Genomic DNA, 21,031 nt, shown 5'->3' with positions numbered 1-21,031 from the left:
TGTGGACGTCGGGTCGCGGGGGCCGCTCAGACGGTCGCCCACGCTCCGGCGCCCAGCATGCCCTTGATGTCGCTCGCGAAGCCGTTGTCCGGGTCCACCAGGAAGCCGAGCTCGAACAGGACGCTGCGCGAGTGACCCTCCATCAGGAGGCGCACCGGGACGTCGCCCGGGTGCGCCTTCAGGGCGCGCTTGAGCTCCGAGACCAGCTGGGCGTTGATCTTCCGCTCGTTGATGTTCAGCTGGATCGGCGGCTTGCCGCCGTGCTCGGCCGCCGAGATGTCGAGCATCTGCATCTCCGAGCCGAAGATGCTCAGCGCCCCGTCGCGCTCGTTCAGGCGGCCCTTGACCGCGACGACGTTGTCCTCCACCAGCATCTCGCTGAGCAGCAGGTACGTCTTGGGGAAGAACAGCACCTCGACCGAGCCGTCACGGTCGGCGAGGGTGATCAGCGCCCACGCGTTGCCCGCCTTGTTGATCCGTCGGTCCACCGACGTGATCAGGCCCGAGAGCTTGACCTCGCCCTCCGTCCGGCCCGAACCCAGCAGTTCGGCGATGGAGGTGTCGCGGTTGCGCGCGAGGATGTGCTCCGCGCCGTCCAGCGGGTGGCTGGAGACGTACAGGCCGAGCATCTCCCGCTCGGTGGAGAGCAGGTGCTTGCGCGGCCACTCCTTGTCGTCGAGCTGGAAGTCCAGCCCGATCGTCGGGCCGTCGCTGCCGTCGTCGATCGCGCCGAACAGGTCGTCCTGGCCGATCGCCGCCTGCTTCTTCACGCCGATGACGGCGTCGATCGCGTTCTCGGCCACCGCGACGAGCCCGCGCCGGGTGTGGCCGAGCGAGTCGAACGCGCCGGCCTTGATCAGCGAGTCCACCGCGCGCTTGTTGCACACCGGCAGCTCGACCTTGTCCAGGAACTCCGCGAAGGTGGCGTACTTGCCCTTGGACTTGCGGGTCGCGACCAGCGAGTCGATGACGTTCTCGCCGACGTTGCGGATCGCCTTGAGGCCGAAGCGGACGTCCTCGCCGACGGCGGTGAAGTCGGTGACGGACTCGTTGATGTCCGGCGAGAGCACCCGGATGCCCTGGGCGCGGGCGTCGGCCAGGTAGATCGCCATCTTGTCCTTGTCGTCGCCGACGGACGTGAGCAGCGCGGCCATGTACTCGGCCGGGTAGTTGGCCTTGAGGTACGCGGTCCAGTAGGAGACCAGCCCGTACGCGGCGGAGTGCGACTTGTTGAAGGCGTAGCCGGCGAAGGGGACCAGCACGTCCCACACCGCCTGGATCGCCTCGTCCGAGTAGCCGCGCTCCTTGCAGCCCGCGTGGAAGGGGACGAACTCCTTCTCCAGGACCTCCTTCTTCTTCTTGCCCATGGCGCGGCGGAGCAGGTCGGCCTGTCCGAGGCTGTAGCCGGCCAGCACCTGCGCGGCGCGCTGCACCTGCTCCTGGTAGACGATCAGGCCGTAGGTGGGGCCGAGGACGTCCTTGAGCGGCTCCTCCAGCTCCGGGTGGATCGGGGTGATCTCCTGCTGGGCGTTCTTGCGCAGGGCGTAGTTGGTGTGCGAGTTCATGCCCATCGGCCCCGGCCGGTACAGCGCGGAGACGGCGGAGATGTCGGCGAACTCGGTGGGCTTCATCAGCCGCAGCAGCGCGCGCATGGGGCCGCCATCGAGCTGGAACACGCCCAGGGTGTCGCCGCGCTGGAGCAGTTGGAAGGTGACCGGGTCGTCCAGCGGGATCTCGTCGCAGTCGACGTCGATGCCCCGGTTGGCCTTGATGACCTTGATGCAGTGGTCGATGATGCCCAGGTTCCGCAGACCTAGGAAGTCCATCTTGATCAGACCCATGGCTTCGCACGACGGGTAGTCGAAGCCGGTGATGATCGTGCCGTCCTTGTCCCGCATGTGCAGCGGGATCAGGTCGAGCAGCGGGGTCGACGAGAGGATGACCGCCGCCGCGTGCACGCCGGTGCCGCGGATCAGACCCTCGATGCCGATACCGGTGTCGATGATCTTCTTGACGTCCGGCTCGTTCTCGTAGAGGGCGCGGATCTCGGTGCCCTCGTTGTAGCGCGGATGCTCGGAGTTGAAGAGGTCCTTGAGCGGGACGCCCTTGCCCATCACGTCCGGCGGCATCGCCTTGGTGATCTTGTCACCCATGGCGAAGGGGTAGCCGAGGATGCGCGAGGAGTCCTTGACGGCGGCCTTGGCCTTGATCGTGCCGAAGGTGTTGACCTGCGCGGTGTACGCGGCGCCGTACTTCTCGCCGACGTAGCGCACCATCTGGTCGCGCTGGCGGTCGTCGAAGTCGATGTCGACGTCCGGGGGGTTGATGCGCTCGGGGTTGAGGAAGCGCTCGAACAGCAGGTCGTGCTCGATCGGGTCGAGCTGGGTGATGCCGGTGAGGTACGCGATCATCGAGCCTGCGGCGGAGCCACGGCCCGGACCGACCGGGATGCCGTTGTCGCGGGCGTACTGGCAGATGTCCGCGACCACGAGGAAGTAGGACGAGAAGCCCATCGGGTCGATGACGGACATCTCGAGCTCGATCCGGTCGAGCACGTCCTGGCCCGGGTCGTCGCCGAAGCGCTTCTTGAGGCCCTCGCCGATCTTCTGGCGCAGGTAGCTGACCTGCGTCTCGCCCTCGGGCACGTCGAACTGCGGCATCCGGTCGACGAAGTTGAAGACCTCGTCGTACGGCTCGATCATCTCCTCGACGCGCAGCGTGTTGTCGCACGCCTCCGGGAGCTCGGCGAAGAGCTCGCGCATCTCCTCGGCGGTCTTGAGGTAGTAGCCGGAACCGTTGAACTTGAAGCGGTTCGGGTCGTCCTTGTTCTTGCCGACGCCGATGCAGAGCAGGTTGTCGTGCGCGTCCGCCTGGTCGGCGGTGACGTAGTGGGAGTCGTTGGTGGCCAGCAGCGGGATGTTCAGGTCCTTGGCCAGCCGCAGCAGGTCGAGACGGACGTCGCGCTCGATGTCGAGCCCGTGGTCCATCAGCTCCAGGAAGTAGTTCTCCTTGCCGAAGATGTCCTGGTAGGCGGCAGCCGCCGCGACGGCCTCCTCGTACTGGCCCAGCCGCAGGCGCGTCTGCACCTCGCCCGAGGGACACCCGGTGGTGGCGATGATGCCCTCGGCGTGCTGCGAGATGATCTCGCGGTCCATGCGGGGCTTCATGTAGTAGCCCTCGATGGAGGCGAGGGAGCTGAGCCGGAACAGGTTCCGCAGGCCGCCGGCGTTCTTGGCCCACATCGTCATGTGGGTGTACCGGCCACCGCCGGAGACGTCCTTGCCGCCCTCGCCGCTGGCGTCGCCGCCGGCCATCCGGCCGCCCTGCTGGCCCCAGAAGGTCTGCTTCTTGTGGGTGCGGCTGCCGGGCGCGACATAGGCCTCGATGCCGATGATCGGCTTCACCGGGTGCTTCTTGGCGATCTGGAAGAACTCGTACGCGCCGAACATGTTTCCGTGATCGGACATCGCGATCGCGGGCATGCCCTGACGCTCGACCTCGGCGAACATCTTGCCGTTCTTCGCGGCCCCGTCCAGCATCGAGAACTCAGTGTGAACGTGCAGGTGAACGAAGCTGTCGGCCACGGCGGACGGCACTCCTCACGAGGGCGGCGACTGGGGTAGAGAACAACCCTAGGGACCCGTGAGCCTGAAGGCAAAGCAGCACGCGGGACCCTATGATGCCGGGAGGATTTCCGGCTTAGCAGACATTCGAGACAGGTCCGAGCCCCGCATGTCGTGGAAGCTGATCAGCCAGCTGATCGCCCTGGCGCTGACCATCGGCCTGACCCTGCTCATCGGCTGGCTGGCCGACAAGGCGCTCCAACGCGTCGCCGCGCGGCATCCCGAGACGACCGTCTGGCCGATGCTACGACGCTGCCGCATCCCCCTCCAGTTCGTCGTGTGCCTCGCGCTGCTGCTCGCCAACGCCCCGCTGGCCCAGTTGTTCGACCGGCACGCCGGGGACGTCCGGCACGGACTGCTGCTGGCCCTGATCGCCTCCGTCGGCTGGCTGGCCGGGCGGGTCGTCGCGGCCGTGCTGACGGCCTTCTTCTCCCGCTACCAGGAGGTCGCCGACGACCCCTCCCGGGTCCAGCGGGTACGGACCCAGATCAGCCTGCTGCGGCGGACGGCCAGCGCCCTGGTGATCCTGGTCACCGTCGGCGCGATGCTGCTGACCTTCTCGGAGATGCGCGCCGTCGGCGCCTCGCTGCTGGCCTCGGCCGGGCTGATCGGCATCGTCGCGGGCATCGCCGCACAGAGCACGCTCGGCAACTTCTTCTCGGGGCTGGTCATCGCCTTCGGCGACCTGGTCCGCATCGGCGACGTCGTGGTGGTCGAACAGCAGCAGGGCACGGTGGAGGAGATCACCCTCTCCTACCTCGTCGTGCGCCTGTGGGACCAGCGCCGTCTCGTCGTCCCCGTCTCCTACTTCGTCAGCCGCCCCTTCGAGAACTGGACCCGCGCCGACCCGCACACCACCGGCTGGGTCCTGCTCCACCTCGACCACACCACCCCCGTCCCCGAGCTCCGCGAGGAGTTCCACCGGCAACTGCTGGACAGCAAGGAGTGGGACGGCCGCGACTGGGGCCTGGTCGTCTTCGACACCACCCCGTCCACGATCGTCGTCCGCGCCACGATGACCGCCCGCAACCCCGACGACGCCTTCACCCTCAAGTGCGCGACCCGCGAACACCTCCTCGCCTGGCTCCGCGACCACCACCCCGAGGCCCTCCCGCGCGTCCGGACGGCGGGGTAAGGGGACAGGGCTGCAAGAGCGGGGCACACTTTCGGGTGAGACCTCCACCGATCACCTCGACCTGTCAGTGCCGGGGGCTAGCTTCCTTGCTGTACGAAGCAGCGCAACGGACCGACCGATCGGGGGGAAGGCATGGCGCTGATGACCGCCGCGGAACGACCTGCTGTCACCTCGGACAGCGACGGCCTGCTTGAGGCGTTTCTTGACCTGTCCGTCCCGGATGGCTTTCGGGCCCAGCTGATCGAGGGCGAGATCATCGTGACCCCACCACCGGACGGCGCCCACGAGACTCTCATCAGCGTGGTGGCGAAACAGCTTTACCGACACGCGGGTCTCGATGTCGACGTCCTTCAGACCAAGGGTCTCCGTGTTCCCGGAGGCCGGTTCATCCCGGATGCCACGGTGATCGCGGCCGGCGGCTTCATGGAGGCCGAACCCTGGGCGGAGCCTGCCGGCGTGCTGCTGGTACTGGAGGTCACCTCGTCGCGCCCTGACAAGGACCGTGAGGCCAAACGCCTCGGCTACGCCAAGGCAGGTATCCCCTGCTACCTGTTGGTCGACCGAAGCGAGGGCAAGATCACCCTGTTCACCGACCCGGAGAAGGGCGACTACCAGACGGCCACCCGCGCGAGCTTCGGGAAGCCGCTCGACCTGCCCGCGCCCTTCGGCTTCACGATCGACACGACGCCCTTCACCTGACGGCGCGTCGATTGGCCAGCATCACGCCCGCCGCGACGAGCGCGGTGCCGGCCAGGACGGTGAGGGTCAGCGGTTCGCCGAGCAGCGGCACGGCCGCCGCGGCCGTCAGCACGGGGCTGAGGCTGCCGACGGTGGTGCAGCGTTCGGGGCCGAGGCGGCGGATCGCGGTGGCGTAGAAGAGGCCGGAGCAGATGCCGGTGCCGACGCCCTGGACGAGAAGGAAGACGAGCACGTCGCGCGGCTCGGCGTGGGTGAGGAGCGTGCTGGGCAGCACGCCGAGCAGGGCCAGCAGGGCGATGACGGCGAAGGTGGGGACGCAGAGCAGCCCCATGGACGCGACCGGGTCGAGTGAGATCTCACGCAGCCCGACGGTGTAGATCGCCCACAGTCCGCTGGCCATCAGCAGCAGGCCGACGCCTGCGAGGGTGTGCCCGTCGACCCCCGCCAGGTCGGGCCCCACCAGGGCGAGTGCGCCCAGACCGATGAGACCGAGGCCCGCGCCCTGGAGCCCGCGCGGCACCCGGCCGGCGCGGACCGCGAGCGCGGCGACGAAGAGCGGCACCATCCCGGGCACCAGCGCGCCGACGAACGCGGCCGAGGTGAGCGCGCCTCCGTAGGTCGCCGCCAGATAGAAGGGGACGCCGCCCCCGAGGACGATCTTCAGTGCCGGCGCCCAACGCAGGCCCGCCACGCGGGTGAACTGCCCGCGCCGACGCCACAGCGCCGGGGCCAGCACCAGCGCCGGAAGCCCGAAGCGGATCAGCGCCGCATCCGCCGGGCGCAACGAGGACGCGGCGAGCGCCCGGTCGCTGAGCGCGAACGCGCTCCACAGGCACACCGTCGCCACCAGCGCGGCGACGCCGAGCGGGTCGGCCACCCGCCGGCCGACGAGGCGGCGGGCTGAGGGCTCGGCGGTCACCGTCTGCCCGACAGCGGGCACGGTCGTCAGGGGCGTGGCGGGCATCGAGGGCATTGCGGGGTGACTCCACTGGCTGCCAGAACGGCGGAACAGCGGCAATGCTATGGCGACAGGCGCGGCACGCGATTGCTAAAAATGTCTCCAGAGACCACCCAAGAGGCAGGATCTGCCAAGATCTGCCAAAGAAGGCAGGAGAACCCATGGACGCCGTCGACCGGTCGATCATCCGCGAGCTGCAACAGGACGGCCGTCTGACCAACCAGGAGCTGGCCGACCGGGTCCGGCTCTCCCCCTCGCCCTGCCTGCGCCGGGTGCGCCGGCTCGAGGAGGCGGGGGTGATCGAGGGCTACACCGCCCTGGTGGACCAGTCCGTCTTCGGCCTGCCGGTCACCGCCTTCGTCCGGATCGGACTGGAGCGGCACAACGCGGCCAGCGTGGAGGCCTTCGAGGAACACGTCCAACGGATCGACCACATCCAGGACTGCTATCTGATGGCGGGCAGCACCGACTACCTGCTCCGCATCGTGGTCGAGGACCTCCAGGCCTACGAACGCCTGGTCCGCACCCGCCTCCACGCGATCCCCGGCATCGCCTCCATCGAGTCCGAGTTCGCCTTCGGCAGCGTCAAGCACACCCGGGTCTTCCCGCAGCCGGCGCCCTCCCGGCCGGCTGGGGCGACGACGGGGGCGGACTGATCCTCAGGCGCGGCGACGGATCGCGTACCAGCCCGCCGTCAGGGCCGCCGCGATCGGGAGGATCAGCAGCACCGTCCAGCGGCCGACGGTGCCGCCGGAGACGCCCATCTCGACCACGACGAAGAGCAGGAAGGCGATCGTCACCAGCTCGATCCACGGCGAGAAACCGAGACGGTAGGCCGGGCGTTCCGCGTGCCCGGCACGCGCCCGGCGGACGAAGAGGGCATGGCAGACCATGATCATGATCCAGGTCGAGATCACGCCCAGCGAGGCGATGTTGACCACGATCTCGAAGGCCTCGCCCGGGAGCCAGGCGTTGAGGGCGACGCCGAACAGGGCCGCCGTCGCGGTCAGCAGGATGCCGCCGTAGGGCACCTGGGTGCGGCTCATCCGACCGGTGAAGGCGGGGGCGGAGCTGGCCGCGGCCAGCGAGCGCAGGATCCGGCCGGTCGAGTAGAGGCCGGAGTTGAGGCTGGACATCGCCGCCGTCAGCACGACCGCGTTCATGATGCCGCCGATGCCCGGCACGCCCAGCTTGGAGAAGACGGTGACGAACGGGCTCTCGCCGGCCGAGTACGCGGTCCACGGGAGCAGCAGCACCAGCATGACGATCGAGCCGACGTAGAAGACCAGGATGCGCCAGGAGATCGAGTTGATCGCCCTCGGGACGACCTTGGCCGGGTCCGCCGTCTCGCCCGCCGTGACGCCGACCATCTCGATCGCCGCGTAGGCGAACACCACGCTCTGCAGCACGACGATCATCTGCAGCACGCCGCGCGGGAACCAGCCGCCGTTGTCGCTGATCATGTGCAGGCCCGGCGTCTGCCCGGCGATGGGGTGCGCGGTCGCCAGCAGCACGATGCCGACGACGAGGAACAGCACGATCGCCGCGACCTTGACGATCGCGAACCAGAACTCCATCTCCCCGAAGAGGCGGACCGAGATGAGGTTGACCGACAGCACCACCGCCAGCGCGACCAGTGCCAGCACCCACTGCGGGACCGCCGAGAAGGCCGACCAGTAGTGCACGTAGAGGGCGACGGCCGTGATGTCGGCCATGCCGGTGGTCGACCAGTTCAGCACGTACATCCAGCCCGCGATGTACGCGCCCTTCTCCCCCAGGAACTCGCGCGCGTAGCTGACGAAGGAGCCCGAGGAGGGCCGGTGCAGCACCAGCTCGCCGAGCGCCCGCACCACGAAGAAGGCGAAGACGCCGGCGACGGCGTAGGAGATGGCCAGCGACGGTCCGGCCTTGGCCAGGTTGCCGCCGGCGCCCAGGAAGAGGCCGGTGCCGATCGCCCCGCCGATGGCGATCATGCTGATGTGACGGGGCGCCAGGGTCTTGGCGTAGCCGGCGTCCCCGGAGTCGTCGAGTTCGACGTCGGACTGCTGCGCTGCGATGTCGGACGTCGTCCGCGGGTCGGTGCTCACACGTGCCTTTCGTGACAGGGTTTCAACGTTCGCTGCGCAGGTCCAGCGTGCGGATCACGCGGTCGACCAGCTCCGGATCGGCGCCCGGCTCGGTCCGCGCGACCTGCATCTCCTCGCGGGAGGCCGCGAGCATCTCGCCCTCGACCCGGCGCAGGGTCTTGACGACCTTGACCCGCTTCCTCCACTCCTCGCGCTGCTGCTCGTCGTAGAGGTCGGGTCGACTGCGGGCCAGCCGGTCGACCTGACGCTGCTTGAGCCGGTCGACGAGCTCCTCGGGCAGCTCCTCGTTCGCCGCCATCTCCTTGAGCCGCATCAGCCCGGCCCGGGAGGCCCGGTACCACAGGCGGCGCTCCTCGTGGTCCTCGGCGCTCTGGTCCCGGCTCAGGCCCGCCCAGCGCACCACCAACGGCAGCGTCATGCCCTGCACCACCAGCGTGAAGATGACGACGGAGAAGGCGATGAAGACGACCTCGTACCGCAGCGGGAAGGCGGCGCCGCCGTGCACGGTGAAGGGGATGGCCAGCGCCAGCGCCACCGACGCCACGCCGCGCATCCCCGCCCACCACAGCACCACCGACTCCCGCCAGCCGAGCGGCGTCACGTCCTCACGGCGGCCCAACCGCCGGTCCAGCCAGGCGGCGAACCACGAACCGGGCAGCAGCCACAGGAAGCGGACCCCGACCACGACGACGATGACCAGGGCCGCGTCGCCGATCATCGACGGCCAGGTGCGGCCGGCCTCGTGCAGCACGGTGGACCACTCCAGGCCGATCAGCCCGAAGGCCATGCCGGAGATGAGCAGCTCGACCACGTCCCAGAAGGCGGAGCCGACCAGCCGGAAGGCGACGTCGTCCGCGCCGACCGCCCGGTCGTTGATCCACAGGGCGCAGACCAGCACCGCCAGCACGCCGGAGCCGTGCAGTTGGTCGGCGAGCACGTAGGCCGCGAAGGGGACCAGCAGGCTGAGCCCGACCTGGAGGGTGGCGTCGCTGAGCAGCGCCATCAGCTTGCCGCTGAGCCAGCCGATGCCGATGCCGAAGACGAGGGCCAGCACCGCGGACAGCAGCAGCCTCAGCGCGGCGTGGGCGGTGGAGAAGTGACCCGTCACCACGGCGTCGATGGCGAGCCCGTAGACGACCAGCGCGGTGACGTCGTTGAAGAGACCCTCGGTCTCCAGGATGCCGAGCAGGCGCCGGGGCAGTCCGACGCTCTGCGCCACCGCCCCGGCCGCGATCGGGTCGGGCGGGGAGATCAGCGCGCCGAGCGCGACGGCGGCGGCCACCGGCATCGCCGGGGTGATCCAGTGCATGGCGCCCGCCACCACGGCAGTGGTCAGCAGCACCAGGACCACGGCCAACAGCACGATGACCCGTGCGTTCTGCCAGTAGTAACGCGCCGTCGAGCGCTGCGCGGAGGCGTAGATGAGCGGCGGCAGCACGAGCGGCAGGATCAGTTCCGGCTCGATGCTGATGTTCGGCACGAACGGCAGCAGGGCCAGCACGATGCCGATCATGGTCATCAGCACGGGCTGCGGAATCCGGACCCGCTCGGCGAGCGGGGTGGTGATGATGGCGCAGAGGAAGACCGTGAAGAGAAGGGTCAGCTGCGCCACATAAGCATCATGCCAGACGCTTCAGCATGCTCTGGTGCGGAATGCCCGCGTCAGGGTATTCCTCTCCAAAAGCGACATAACCCAGCCGTTCGTAGAAGCCCAGCGCCTGCACCTGGGCGTGCAGTTCCAGCTCCAGACCGCCGTGTTCGCGCCCCGCGGCCTCGATCGCGCGGACCAGCGCGGCCCCGAGCCCGGTGCCGCGCGCGGACTGACGGACCGCCAGGCGGCCCAGCAGCACGACGCCCTCGCGGCCGGTCGCGGCCAGCGCCTGTGGACCGTGAATGAGGCGGCCGGTCCCCAGCGGGGTCCCGTCGGCGGCGCGCGCGAGTACATGCACGCTGGTCGCGTCGAGCTCGTCGTACTCCAGCTCGACGGGGACCTGCTGCTCCTCGACGAACACCTCGTGCCGGACGACGCGGACGTCCGGCATGTCGGCCTCGGTGGCCACCGAGATGCGGACGTCCTCAGCTCTCGGCACTGATGATCTCCAGAGCCTTGGCCAGGTCGGCCGGGTACTCACTGGTGAACTCGACCCACTCCCCCGTCGCCGGGTGCTCGAAGCCGAGCGAGACGGCGTGCAGCCACTGACGGGTCAGGCCGAGGCGCTTGGCCAGCGTCGGGTCGGCGCCGTAGGTGGTGTCGCCGACGCAGGGGTGGCGCAGCGCCGACATGTGGACGCGGATCTGGTGGGTGCGGCCCGTCTCCAGCTTGATGTCCAGCAGCGAGGCGGCCCGGTAGGCCTCGATCAGGTCGTAGTGGGTGATCGACGGCTTGCCGCCGGCGACGACGGCCCACTTCCAGTCGTGGCTGGGGTGGCGGTCGATCGGGGCGTCGACCGTGCCGGACAGCGGGTCCGGGTGGCCCTGGACCAGGGCGTTGTAGCGCTTCTCCGGGATCCGGTCGCGGAACTGCTGCTTGAGCGAGGTGTACGCCTGCTCGGACTTGGCGACGACCATCAGGCCGGAGGTGCCGACGTCCAGGCGGTGCACCACGCCCTGGCGCTCGGCCGCGCCGGAGGTGGAGATGCGGTAGCCGGCTCCGGCGAGGCCGCCGATGACGGTCGGGCCGGTCCAACCCGGGCTCGGGTGCGCGGCGACGCCCACCGGCTTGTCGACGACGACGAAGTGCTCGTCGTCGTAGACGATCTTCATGTCGTCGATCTTCTCGGCGACGACCTGCACCGGCGCCGGCGGGGCCGGGATCTCGACCTCCAGCCAGGCCCCTGCGGTGACCCGCTCGGACTTGCCGACCTCGGCGCCGTCCACGGTGACCTTGCCCTCGGCGGCCAACTCGGCCGCCTTCGTGCGGGAGAAGCCGAACATCCGGGCGATCGCGGCGTCGACGCGCTCCCCCTCGAGGCCGTCGGGCACGGGCAGGGCGCGGATCTGGGGAACGGTGCTCACCGTCACGAGTATGCCGTATGGACGAGGGGCGCCCGGCCGAGCCGGACGCCCCTTACCCCCTGCTCATACCCGTCGGCTCACTTGTCGCGCTGGACCGTGCCGTCCGGGTTGGTGCCCAGGAAGGACAGGAGGACGACGAGAATGCCGCCGCAGACGATCGCGGAGTCGGCCAGGTTGAAGACGGCGAAGTGTTTGACCGAGATGAAGTCGACGACGGCGCCACGGAACAGCCCCGGCGAACGGACGATGCGGTCGGTCAGGTTGCCGAAGGCGCCGCCGAGCAGCAGGCCCAGGGCGACGGCCCAGGGCAGGCTGTAGAGACGCCGGGACAGCCGGATGATCACGACGATGACGGTGGTCGCGATGAGGGTGAACACCACGGTCAGCGCCGCGCCCATGCCGAAGGCCGCGCCGGGGTTGCGGATGACGGTGAACTGCACCCAGTCGCCGACGACCCGGATCGCGTCCTTGTGCTCCAGCTGCGACACGACCAGCAGCTTGCTGCCGAGGTCCAGCAGGTAGGCCAGCAGCGCGACGCTCAGCAGGACGCCGATACGGCGCTTCTTCACGACCGGCGTCGACTCCACCGCCTCGTCCGTCTCGACCGTCTCGTCCGTCTCGACCGCGTCCGAGGCGGGAGCGGCGGCCTCGGCGTTCTGGTGACCCTGGGTACTGATGATGCGCTCCGCGTGACCGTATCGGTTGGGCTGTCGCCGTCGAGGGTACGGCACGCGATACCCCAGGCGCGGTGTGGGGCCGCACCCGGGGCCGTGCCTTACCGAGCGGTAGGGAAACCGTTCCGGCTCAGTAGCGACGTTCCTGCTTCTGCTTGCACTCCACGCAGAGCGTGGCGCGCGGGAACGCCTGGACGCGCGCCTTGCCGATGGCCTTGCCGCAGGACTCGCAGAGCCCGAACTGCGGACCGGCCATGCGCAGCAGCGCGCGCTCGGTCTGGGCGAGCATGTCGCGAGCGTTGGCGGCCAGCGAGAGCTCGTGCTCGCGTGAGATGTTCTTGGTGCCGGCGTCGACCTGGTCGTCGCCCGCGCCGTCGCCGGAGTCGCGCATCAGGCCGCTGACGGCCTCCTCGGCCGTGTGGATCTCGGCCCGCAACTCGGCCGCCTCCGCGGTGAGCTCGGACTGGAGCTCCATGACCTCCTCGGCCGTCCACGGGTCCTCGCCGGGCCGGACCGGGAGCGCGGCCGGATCCAGACGGGCGCCGGTGGCCTGGTGCGTCGTCCGGGTGGCGGCCGTGGTCTTGTTGCGCGTCACGATGCTCTCCCCCGGGTCGCCCACGGACACCCCGGCGCGGCGTGTCCCGCCAGCTCGGCTGCTTGCCTTGTCCGCCATTCCCTCGACCCCTTCGTGCATGACTGACCGGCCTTCTGTCGGTGCCGGAACGATAAACCGTGGCGAATGCCACCACAACGGGACATACCGAAGTACGCCCTTCCACTCGCCTGGCTGCACCAGTGCGGTTGCCCGGGCCGCGTGGTCCTGCAGCATGTAGGACGACTGGACGAAGGAAGTTGTGCCCAGAACGTGACGCGATAATCGCCCGGTGTGTCCGTTACCGGCGCGTCACCCCACAAGGGGCGCGCGGGGGCGCGCGTCCCTCGCACGCGTATTGCACGCGAAATCGCGGCAGCGATCCCTATAGACTGCACCTGCAGCAAGGCGTGGATGGGGACGAGTACCGCCGCACGCAGCCACGAGAGACCCGGGGACGGTGGAAGCCCGGGGGTGTGCGCAGCGGGAAGATCACCCCGGAGCCGCCGGAGGAACGGCACACGGTGCCCAGTAGAACCGGCCGCTGACCCCAATGAGGGGGCTGCACGCAGATGGGTGCAGCCAAGGAGGGTGGTACCGCGGGGCCCGTTCGGCCTCGTCCCTCCGTCGGAGACAGCAGTGGAGCCGTTCCGCCGGAGGAAGCATGACCGCGCAGTATCGCGCCGTACCCGCCCAAGTCGACCTGCCCGCGCTCGAGCACCGGATCCTCTCCTTCTGGCAGGACCACAAGATCTTCGAGCGCAGCCTGGAACAGTCCGAGGGCCGCCCCGAGTGGGTGTTCTACGAGGGCCCGCCGACCGCCAACGGCATGCCCGGCGCGCACCACATCGAGGCCCGCGTCTTCAAGGACGTCTTCCCGCGCTACCGGACCATGAAGGGCTACCACGTCGCCCGCAAGGCCGGCTGGGACTGCCACGGCCTGCCCGTCGAGCTGGCCGTCGAGAAGGAGCTCGGCTTCTCCGGCAAGCAGGACATCGAGGCGTACGGCATCGCCGAGTTCAACGCCAGGTGCCGCGAGTCCGTCACCCGGCACACCGACGCGTTCACCCGGCTGACCCAGCGCATGGGCTACTGGGTCGACCTCGACGACGCCTACCGCACCATGGACCCGGACTACATCCAGTCCGTGTGGTGGTCGCTGAAGCAGATCTTCGACAAGGGTCTGCTGGTACAGGACTTCCGCGTCGCCCCCTGGTGCCCGCGCTGCGGCACCGGCCTGTCCGACCACGAGCTGGCCCAGGGCTACGAGACGGTCGTCGACCCCTCCGTCTACGTCCGCTTCCCGCTGACCGGCGGCCCGCTGGCCGGCCGTGCCTCGCTGCTGGTCTGGACGACGACCCCGTGGACGCTGGTCTCCAACGTCGCGGTGGCCGCCCACCCCGAGGTGACCTACGTCGTCGCCACCGACGGCACCGAGCAGGTCGTCGTCGCCGAGCCGCTCGTCGAGAAGGCGCTCGGCGAAGGCTGGACCGTCACCGGCGAGCGCTTCACCGGCAAGGAGATGGAGCGCTGGACCTACCAGCGTCCGTTCCAGCTCGTCGACGTGGACGGCGAGGCGCACTTCGTCGTCAACGCCGAGTACGTGACCACCGAGGACGGCACCGGTCTGGTCCACCAGGCCCCGGCCTTCGGCGCCGACGACCTCGCGACCTGCCGCGCCTACGGCCTGCCGATGGTCAACCCGGTCCGCGCCGACGGCACCTTCGAGGAGAGCGTCCCGCTGGTCGGCGGCGTCTTCTTCAAGAAGGCCGACGAGGCGCTGACCGCCGACCTCAAGGACCGCGGCCTGCTCTTCCGCCACGTCGCCTACGAGCACAGCTACCCGCACTGCTGGCGCTGCCACACCGCGCTGCTCTACTACGCGCAGCCGTCCTGGTACGTGCGCACCACCGCGGTCAAGGACGCGCTGCTGCGCGAGAACGAGCGCACGAACTGGCACCCGGAGACGGTGAAGTACGGCCGCTTCGGCGACTGGCTGAACAACAACATCGACTGGGCGCTCAGCCGCAACCGCTACTGGGGCACCCCGCTGCCGATCTGGCGCTGCGAGGACGACCACCTCACCTGCGTCGGCTCGCTGGCCGAGCTCTCCGAGCTCACCGGCGCGGACCAGAGCAGCCTCGACCCGCACCGCCCGTTCATCGACGACGTCACCTTCGCCTGCCCGGCGGACGGATGCGGTGGCACGGCCGTGCGCGTCCCCGAGGTCATCGACGCCTGGTACGACTCGGGCTCCATGCCGTTCGCGCAGTACGGCTACCCGCTGAAGAACAAGGAGCTGTTCGAGAAGCGCTACCCGGCGCAGTTCATCTCCGAGGCCATCGACCAGACCCGCGGCTGGTTCTACACCCTCATGGCCGTCGGCACCCTGGTCTTCGACCGCAACTCCTACGAGAACGTCGTCTGCCTCGGCCACATCCTGGCCGAGGACGGCCGCAAGATGTCCAAGCACCTCGGCAACATCCTCGAGCCGATCGAGCTGATGGACACCAACGGCGCGGACGCCGTGCGCTGGTTCATGGCCGCAGGCGGCTCCCCGTGGTCGGCGCGGCGCGTCGGGCACGGCACGATCCAGGAGGTCGTCCGCAAGACGCTGCTGACCTACTGGAACACCGTCGCCTTCCAGGCCCTGTACGCCCGCACCGCCGGCTGGGCGCCGTCCGCGAGCGACCCCGCGCCCGCCGACCGCCCGATGCTGGACCAGTGGGTGCTCAGCGAGCTCAACTCCCTGGTCCGGGACGTGGACGCGGCACTTGAGGCGTACGACACCCAGCGGGCCGGCAAGCTGCTCTCCTCCTTCGTCGACGACCTCAGCAACTGGTACGTCCGCCGTGGCCGCCGCCGCTTCTGGCAGGGCGAGCCCGCCGCGCTGGCCACCCTGCACGAGGCGCTGGAGACGGTGACCCGGCTGATGGCCCCGCTGACCCCGTTCATCACCGAGCGGGTCTGGCAGGACCTGGTCGTCCCGGTCGTCCCGGACGCCCCGGAGTCGGTCCACCTCGCGACCTGGCCGGTCGCCGACGAGACGCTGATCGACCCGGCGCTCTCGCGCCGGATGGCGCTGGTGCGCCGCCTGGTCGAGCTCGGCCGCGCGACGCGCGCCGACTCCGGCGTCAAGACCCGCCAGCCGCTGTCGCGCGCGCTGGTCTCGGCGCAGGGCTACGAGGAGCTCCCGGCGGAGCTGCTCGCGCAGATCGCGGAGGAGCTGAACGTCACCGCGATCGAGTCGCTGGCCGAGGTCGGCGGGTCGCTCGTCGACACCACGGCCAAGGCCAACTTCCGTGCGCTGGGCAAGCGCTTCGGCAAGGGCGTGCAGGACGTGGCCAAGGTCGTCGCGGCGGCCGACGCGGCCGCGCTCTCGGCCTCGCTGCGCGCGACCGGCACCGCGACGGTCGAGGTGAACGGCGAGACCGTCGAGCTCACGCCGGAGGAGGTCGTCGTCACCGAGACCCCGCGCGAGGGCTGGGCCGTCGCCAACGAGTCCGGCGCGACCGTCGCCCTCGACCTGCACATCACCCCGGAGCTGCGCCTCGCGGGCGTCGCCCGTGACGCCATCCGCCAGGTTCAGGAGGCCCGCAAGAACTCGGGCCTGGAGGTCTCCGACCGGATCGTGCTCCGGTACGTCGCGTCGACCGACGAGACCGCCGAGGCGCTCGCCGCCCACGGCGCGCTCCTCGCGGACGAGGTCCTCGCCACGGACTTCGCCTCCGGCGAGCCGGACTGGGCCGACGCCGCGCCCTTCGCGGACGAGGCCCTCGGCCTCACGTTCTGGCTGCGCAAGGCCTGACCCATGACGGACATTCAGGTCCTGCGCGCGGCCGACCGCGTGGCCAGTCCCTGGAAGAACGGCGGCGGCGTGACCCGCGAGGTCGCGTCGTCGCCGTCGGGGGCGGGCGAGTTCGACTGGCGGGTCTCCCTCGCCGATGTCGCCTCCGGCGGTCCGTTCTCGTTCTTCGAGGGCGTCGACCGGATCATCACCGTCGTCCGGGGCGAGGGCATGGCCCTCACGGTCGACGGCGCCCTGACGGTCGTCTCGGAGCGGTACCGGCCGTTCGCCTTCTCCGGCGACGCGCAGACGGACTGCCGTCTTCTCGGCGACCCGCTGGTCGACTTCAACGTGATGACCCGCCGCGGCGCGGTCTCCGCGGACGTCCGGTTCGTCACGACGAGCACCGCTCTGACGGGCACCACCCTCTGCGTCGTCTTCGAGGGGACCGCCACCGTCGACGGCACCGCCCTCGGCCCGCTCGACGCCGCACTCGTGACCGGTGACGCGGCACTCGACCTCCACGGCGTGGCCGCAGTCGTCACTCTCTCCTGAGCAACGCAAAAGGGCCCCGCTCCGGTTTCCCGGAGCGGGGCCCTCTCGTGTGACGACTCTAGTTCTCGTCGTCCTGGTCGATCAGGAACCCGCGCATCGGCTGGGGCGCCTGCTGCAGCGGGGGCTGCGGACGGACGGCCGCCATCGGCTGCGTCATCGCCGCCGGAGGCGTCGGCTGGCCGCCGGCCGGCTGGAACGCGTTGCCGCCGAAGGACGGGCCGTTCTGGCCGCCGCCGAAGGACTGCTGGCCGCCGAACGTCTGGTTGCCACCGAAGGAGGGGCCACCCGCACTCATCGGGGAGGCGCCGACCGGGCTCATCGCGGGCTGGGGCAGGGGTGCAGCCGGCGGGAGCGAGGCCGTGGCCGGGGTCCGCGGCGGCGCGAGGCTGTCGTCCGCCTGGGACTCCAGCTGACGCAGCTGCGTCTCCAGGTAGGACTTCAGACGCGTGCGGTACTCACGCTCGAACGCACGCAGGTCCTCGACCTTGCGCTCCAGCGTGGCACGCGCGGACTCCAGGGAGCCCATCGCGACGCGGTGCTTCTCCTGCGCGTCCCGCTCCAGCGCGTCCGCCTTGGCGCGGGCGTCGCGCTCCAGACCCTCGGCGCGGCTGCGGGCCTCGCCGACGATCTTGTTGGCCTCGGAGCGGGCCTCGGCGATCGCCTGGTCGGCGGTCTGCTGGGCCAGAGCCAGGACGCGGGCAGCGGAGTCGTTGTTCTGCTGCTGCGGCATCATCGGCTGCTGCTGCATGGGGGCGAGGCCGCCGCCCATGGTGTGGCCGCCCATGGGGCCGCCCATCTGCGGAGCCGGCTGCAGCTGCGGGCCGCCCGGGCCGGGGAGCGCGGGCTGACCGGGGTGGCCGCCCATCTGCTGCTGCATGTGCGGCGGCATGCCCTGCTGCGGCATACCGGGCTGGCCCATGCCCTGCGGCATGCCCGGCTGCATGCCCTGCGGCATACCGGGCTGCATGCCCTGGGGCATGCCCTGCTGCGGCATGCCCTGCTGCGGGACCGGCGGACCGGATATGGCAGCGGGCACGGGCGCGCCGGGGCGCTGCTGCTGCGGACCGTCCTGCGGGCCGGGCAGCTCCTTGCGCATGTTCTGCTGGTTCTGCGCCTGGGCGGCGGCACGGGTCGCCGCGGCCAGCTTGGCGCGCAGATCCTCGTTCTCGCGCAGGAGGCGGGTCAGCTCGCCTTCCACCTCGTCGAGGAAGGCGTCGACCTCGTCCTCGTCATAGCCTTCGCGGAGGCGGACGGTCGTGAACTGCTTGTTCCGAACGTCCTCGGGGGTCAATGCCATTTCTTCACCTCAACGTGATCGTCGGACAGCCGGGCATCTGCGTCGGTCACAGCGCCCCCACGACCTGGATCAAGATCAACACAATGATGATCAGCAGCATGAAGGCAAGATCGAGGGCCGCTCCCCCGATCCGCACCGGATGGATCCACCGCCGCAGGAGCTTGAGCGGCGGATCCGTGACGGTGTAGATGCTTTCGAGCAGGACGACCATGGCCCGCCCTGGCCGCCAGTCGCGAGCGAAGAACTGGACCCAGTCCATCACCATGCGGGCCAGGAGCAGGACGAAGAAACACATCAGGACGATGTACAGCACCTGCCATACAACGCTCACCGTGTCTCCCCTCGCCCTTCATGCCTGTCAGCTCTGGTTGAAGAACCCGCCCTCGGCGATCCGTGCCTTGTCCTCCGCCGTTACATCGACGTTAGCAGGAGACAGCAGGAACACCTTCTGCGTCACGCGCTCGATGCTGCCGTGAAGCCCGAAGACGAGTCCAGCCGCGAAGTCTACGAGGCGCTTGGCGTCCGTGTCGTCCATCTCCGTGAGATTCATGATCACAGGGGTGTTCTCACGGAAGTGTTCCCCGATGGTACGGGCCTCGTTGTAGGTTCGCGGATGCAGCGTGGTGATGCGGTAAGGCTCCCGCTCCGACGCGGTCTTGGACGTGATCACCGGGGCGCTCTTCTCGACGAGACGACGTTCGGGTGTGATGGACGCCACTGGCGCGATGCGCGGCTCGGGCGCCCGCATCGGGGCGACGACCGCCGAGGCGGCCACCGGTGCGGCGGCGACCGGAGCGGCCACGGGCGCGGCCGGGCGACGGACCTCCTCGGTCTGTCCGGTCCTCAGCGGCTCGGGCTCGTGGTCGTAGTCGTCGTCCGGGTCGTAACCCTGGGCGTCGTAGCCATCGTCCTCCACGAGACCGAGGTAGACCGCCATCTTGCGCATTGCGCCGGCCATACTCCTGTCCTCCGCTCTGTGGTGGATCGGTCCGGGAGGTACTACGATCCACGGTTCCCCTCCGGTCCCCGGAGAGATTCTGGAATGTCCGGATTTGTTCTCCGGTCTGATCTTCTAACCGGTGACGTTACCGGAGCGTCGGCCGCGCACCCAGTACCGCCGTACCGATGCGTACGTGTGTCGCACCCGCAGCAATGGCCTCTTCCAGGTCTCCTGACATCCCGGCAGAGACCATCGTGGCAGCAGGATGGGTCTCCCGTACGCGGGATGCGATTTCCGCGAGACGCCCGAAGGCGCGGCGTGCGTCGCCTGCGAACGGACCCACCAGCGGCGCCACCGCCATCAGACCGTCAAGTCGCAGGCCAGGGGCGGCTGCTACGGCCTCCGCCAGTGCCTCGACCTCACTCGGCGCGGCTCCGCCGCGGTGCGCCCCCTCCGGCGTCTCCGACTCCAGCCCCACCTGGATCAGGCAGCCCAGGTCGGCTCGTCCGGATTTGACCACTTCCGCGGAGAGGGCGTCGACCAGCCTGGACCGGTCCACGGAATGCACACGGTCGGCGTACCGGAGAACGGAACGGACTTTGTTGGTCTGCAATTGACCGACGAAATGCCAACTGAGCGGCAGATCGCGACATTCCTCTGCTTTTGGCGCCGCGTCCTGATCGCGGTTCTCGGCGACGTCGGTCACCCCGAGTCCGGCCAGCAGCCGGGTGTCGGAGGCCGGGTAGGTCTTCGTGACGACCACGAGGGTCACCTCGTCGCGCCGGCGCCCGGCGGCGGCGCAGGCCGCGGCGATGCGCGCCTCCACGGCCTCCAGGTTTGTCCGGAGTTGAGCCGAGCGCTCCGCCGATGTCAGATTTGTCACTTTGGATCCAGCCAGACGTAGCTCGCCAGGCGTCCCGTCCGCGACGCCCGCCGGTAGGAGAAGTGGTCCTCGGACTCGAGGGTGCAGACGTGCCCGCTCGCCCGGACGGTCACCCCGTGGAGCGCGAGCTGCGCGGCCACCCCGGCCGGGATGTCGAGGGACGGCGTCCCCCACGAGGTCTCGGCGAAGGCCTCCGGCACTCCCGCGGCCACCTCGGCGCGGAGCGCCTCCGGCACCTCGTAGCAGCGACCGCACACACTGGGGCCGATCGTCGCCTCGATGGCGTTGGCCCCGAGTTCACGCATCAGCGCGACGACGGTGTCGGCGACCCCCTTCGCGAGACCGGGGCGCCCGACGTGCGCGGCCCCGATGACGCCGGCCTCGGGGTCGGCGAGGAGGATCGGCGTGCAGTCCGCCGTGAGGACGGCGAGGGCGAGGCCGGGCGCCCGGGTGGCGACGGCGTCGACGCTCGGCGCCTCCCCGTCCGCCTGCCGTCCGCCCGCGATGAAGCCCTCGGCGCCGTGGACCTGGTTCATCCAGACCACGTCCGCCGGGTCGATCCCGAGTGCCCCCGCCGCAAGCCTCCGGTTCTCCCGGACGGCGGTCGGGTCGTCCCCGACCGCTCCGCCGAGATTCAGCTCCGCGTAGGGCTCCGCGCTCACTCCGCCCCACCGGTCGGTGAAGGCGACGTGGACTCCATGTCCCAGGTCAATCCGCTGGCCGATCATGGGATCACCTTATGGCACGCGGGAGGCACGACAGGGGCGCGAGCTGCCGCCCCGCGGC

General features: G+C 70.0%; 18 protein-coding genes. 5 read left to right on the top strand and 13 right to left on the bottom strand.

Going from position 1 to position 21,031, the window contains the following annotated elements:
* Window positions 1-26: 26 nt before the first annotated feature.
* Window positions 27-3,584, bottom strand: a complete 3,558-nt coding sequence (gene dnaE, locus TR50_RS20210; protein WP_042423195.1) for a DNA polymerase III subunit alpha — start codon at window positions 3,582-3,584, stop codon at window positions 27-29.
* Between the two features lie 148 nt (window positions 3,585-3,732).
* Between dnaE and TR50_RS20205 the strand changes: the two genes are divergently transcribed.
* Window positions 3,733-4,758 carry a mechanosensitive ion channel family protein gene (locus TR50_RS20205; RefSeq protein ID WP_042423192.1) on the top strand — a complete coding sequence of 342 codons (1,026 nt, stop codon included), beginning with the start codon at window positions 3,733-3,735 and terminating at the stop codon, window positions 4,756-4,758.
* Window positions 4,759-4,890: 132 nt separating this feature from the next.
* Window positions 4,891-5,457, top strand: a complete 567-nt coding sequence (locus TR50_RS20200; protein ID WP_369405757.1) for a Uma2 family endonuclease — start codon at window positions 4,891-4,893, stop codon at window positions 5,455-5,457.
* Here the strand turns inward: TR50_RS20200 and TR50_RS20195 are convergent.
* Window positions 5,450-6,421, bottom strand: a complete 972-nt coding sequence (locus TR50_RS20195) for a DMT family transporter (RefSeq protein WP_084700626.1) — start codon at window positions 6,419-6,421, stop codon at window positions 5,450-5,452. The genes TR50_RS20200 and TR50_RS20195 overlap by 8 nt on opposite strands.
* 155 nt (window positions 6,422-6,576) lie before the next feature.
* Between TR50_RS20195 and TR50_RS20190 the strand changes: the two genes are divergently transcribed.
* On the top strand, window positions 6,577-7,071 hold the full coding sequence (locus tag TR50_RS20190; RefSeq protein WP_042423190.1) for an Lrp/AsnC family transcriptional regulator: 495 nt from the start codon (window positions 6,577-6,579) through the stop codon (window positions 7,069-7,071).
* A gap of 3 nt (window positions 7,072-7,074) precedes the next feature.
* Here TR50_RS20190 and TR50_RS20185 read toward each other — a convergent pair whose 3' ends face one another.
* The 6 genes from TR50_RS20185 to TR50_RS20160 all read right to left on the bottom strand — a co-directional run bounded on the left by TR50_RS20185 (window position 7,075) and on the right by TR50_RS20160 (window position 12,786).
* Window positions 7,075-8,502, bottom strand: a complete 1,428-nt coding sequence (locus TR50_RS20185) for an amino acid permease (RefSeq protein WP_042423186.1) — start codon at window positions 8,500-8,502, stop codon at window positions 7,075-7,077.
* Between the two features lie 22 nt (window positions 8,503-8,524).
* A complete protein-coding gene (locus TR50_RS20180; RefSeq protein WP_042423183.1) occupies window positions 8,525-10,114 on the bottom strand; it encodes a Na+/H+ antiporter in 1,590 nt (529 codons plus the stop codon).
* A gap of 7 nt (window positions 10,115-10,121) precedes the next feature.
* Window positions 10,122-10,544: a GNAT family N-acetyltransferase gene (locus tag TR50_RS20175; RefSeq protein WP_042423371.1), complete on the bottom strand. Its 423-nt coding sequence runs from the start codon at window positions 10,542-10,544 to the stop codon at window positions 10,122-10,124.
* Window positions 10,545-10,578: 34 nt separating this feature from the next.
* A complete protein-coding gene (locus TR50_RS20170) occupies window positions 10,579-11,517 on the bottom strand; it encodes an RluA family pseudouridine synthase (RefSeq protein WP_042423368.1) in 939 nt (312 codons plus the stop codon).
* 77 nt (window positions 11,518-11,594) lie between these two features.
* Window positions 11,595-12,248, bottom strand: coding sequence for a signal peptidase II (gene lspA / locus TR50_RS20165; RefSeq protein WP_052441133.1), 654 nt, complete (start codon window positions 12,246-12,248; stop codon window positions 11,595-11,597).
* Between the two features lie 73 nt (window positions 12,249-12,321).
* Entirely contained in the window at window positions 12,322-12,786 is a 465-nt protein-coding gene (locus tag TR50_RS20160; RefSeq protein ID WP_236652156.1) for a TraR/DksA family transcriptional regulator, read from the bottom strand.
* A gap of 661 nt (window positions 12,787-13,447) precedes the next feature.
* On the opposite strand from TR50_RS20160, the gene ileS reads away from it, so the two are divergent.
* Entirely contained in the window at window positions 13,448-16,591 is a 3,144-nt protein-coding gene (gene ileS, locus TR50_RS20155) for an isoleucine--tRNA ligase (protein ID WP_042423180.1), read from the top strand.
* Between the two features lie 3 nt (window positions 16,592-16,594).
* Window positions 16,595-17,125: a HutD/Ves family protein gene (locus tag TR50_RS20150; RefSeq protein WP_042423177.1), complete on the top strand. Its 531-nt coding sequence runs from the start codon at window positions 16,595-16,597 to the stop codon at window positions 17,123-17,125.
* A gap of 58 nt (window positions 17,126-17,183) precedes the next feature.
* Here TR50_RS20150 and TR50_RS20145 read toward each other — a convergent pair whose 3' ends face one another.
* From TR50_RS20145 to TR50_RS20125, 5 genes are all read right to left on the bottom strand, one after another.
* Window positions 17,184-18,422 carry a DivIVA domain-containing protein gene (locus TR50_RS20145; protein ID WP_042423174.1) on the bottom strand — a complete coding sequence of 413 codons (1,239 nt, stop codon included), beginning with the start codon at window positions 18,420-18,422 and terminating at the stop codon, window positions 17,184-17,186.
* A gap of 46 nt (window positions 18,423-18,468) precedes the next feature.
* Entirely contained in the window at window positions 18,469-18,753 is a 285-nt protein-coding gene (locus TR50_RS20140) for a YggT family protein (RefSeq protein WP_042423170.1), read from the bottom strand.
* A 27-nt stretch (window positions 18,754-18,780) separates the two neighbouring features.
* Window positions 18,781-19,380, bottom strand: coding sequence for a cell division protein SepF (locus tag TR50_RS20135; protein WP_042383658.1), 600 nt, complete (start codon window positions 19,378-19,380; stop codon window positions 18,781-18,783).
* 127 nt (window positions 19,381-19,507) lie between these two features.
* Window positions 19,508-20,245, bottom strand: coding sequence for a YggS family pyridoxal phosphate-dependent enzyme (locus TR50_RS20130; protein ID WP_084700612.1), 738 nt, complete (start codon window positions 20,243-20,245; stop codon window positions 19,508-19,510).
* On the bottom strand, window positions 20,242-20,973 hold the full coding sequence (locus TR50_RS20125; protein WP_042423167.1) for a purine nucleoside phosphorylase YfiH/LACC1 family protein: 732 nt from the start codon (window positions 20,971-20,973) through the stop codon (window positions 20,242-20,244). Before TR50_RS20125 ends, TR50_RS20130 begins: the two co-directional genes overlap by 4 nt.
* Window positions 20,974-21,031: the final 58 nt, after the last annotated feature.

Source organism: Streptacidiphilus anmyonensis, from assembly GCF_000787855.1.
GTDB classification, from domain to species: domain Bacteria; phylum Actinomycetota; class Actinomycetes; order Streptomycetales; family Streptomycetaceae; genus Streptacidiphilus; species Streptacidiphilus anmyonensis.
This window is presented reverse-complemented; position numbering and strand designations above follow the sequence as displayed.

Bases quoted from the DNA above. Each gene is read 5' to 3' on its own strand.
- TR50_RS20205 (WP_042423192.1), top strand. From the start codon at position 3,733: ATGTCGTGGAAGCTGATCAGCCAGCTGATCGCCCTGGCGCTGACCATC.
- TR50_RS20200 (WP_369405757.1), top strand. From the start codon at position 4,891: ATGGCGCTGATGACCGCCGCGGAACGACCTGCTGTCACCTCGGACAGC.
- TR50_RS20195 (WP_084700626.1), bottom strand. From the start codon at position 6,421: ATGCCCGCCACGCCCCTGACGACCGTGCCCGCTGTCGGGCAGACGGTG.
- TR50_RS20190 (WP_042423190.1), top strand. From the start codon at position 6,577: ATGGACGCCGTCGACCGGTCGATCATCCGCGAGCTGCAACAGGACGGC.
- TR50_RS20175 (WP_042423371.1), bottom strand. From the start codon at position 10,544: ATGCCGGACGTCCGCGTCGTCCGGCACGAGGTGTTCGTCGAGGAGCAG.
- ileS (WP_042423180.1), top strand. From the start codon at position 13,448: ATGACCGCGCAGTATCGCGCCGTACCCGCCCAAGTCGACCTGCCCGCG.
- TR50_RS20150 (WP_042423177.1), top strand. From the start codon at position 16,595: ATGACGGACATTCAGGTCCTGCGCGCGGCCGACCGCGTGGCCAGTCCC.
- TR50_RS20145 (WP_042423174.1), bottom strand. From the start codon at position 18,422: ATGGCATTGACCCCCGAGGACGTTCGGAACAAGCAGTTCACGACCGTC.
- TR50_RS20135 (WP_042383658.1), bottom strand. From the start codon at position 19,380: ATGGCCGGCGCAATGCGCAAGATGGCGGTCTACCTCGGTCTCGTGGAG.
- TR50_RS20125 (WP_042423167.1), bottom strand. From the start codon at position 20,973: ATGATCGGCCAGCGGATTGACCTGGGACATGGAGTCCACGTCGCCTTC.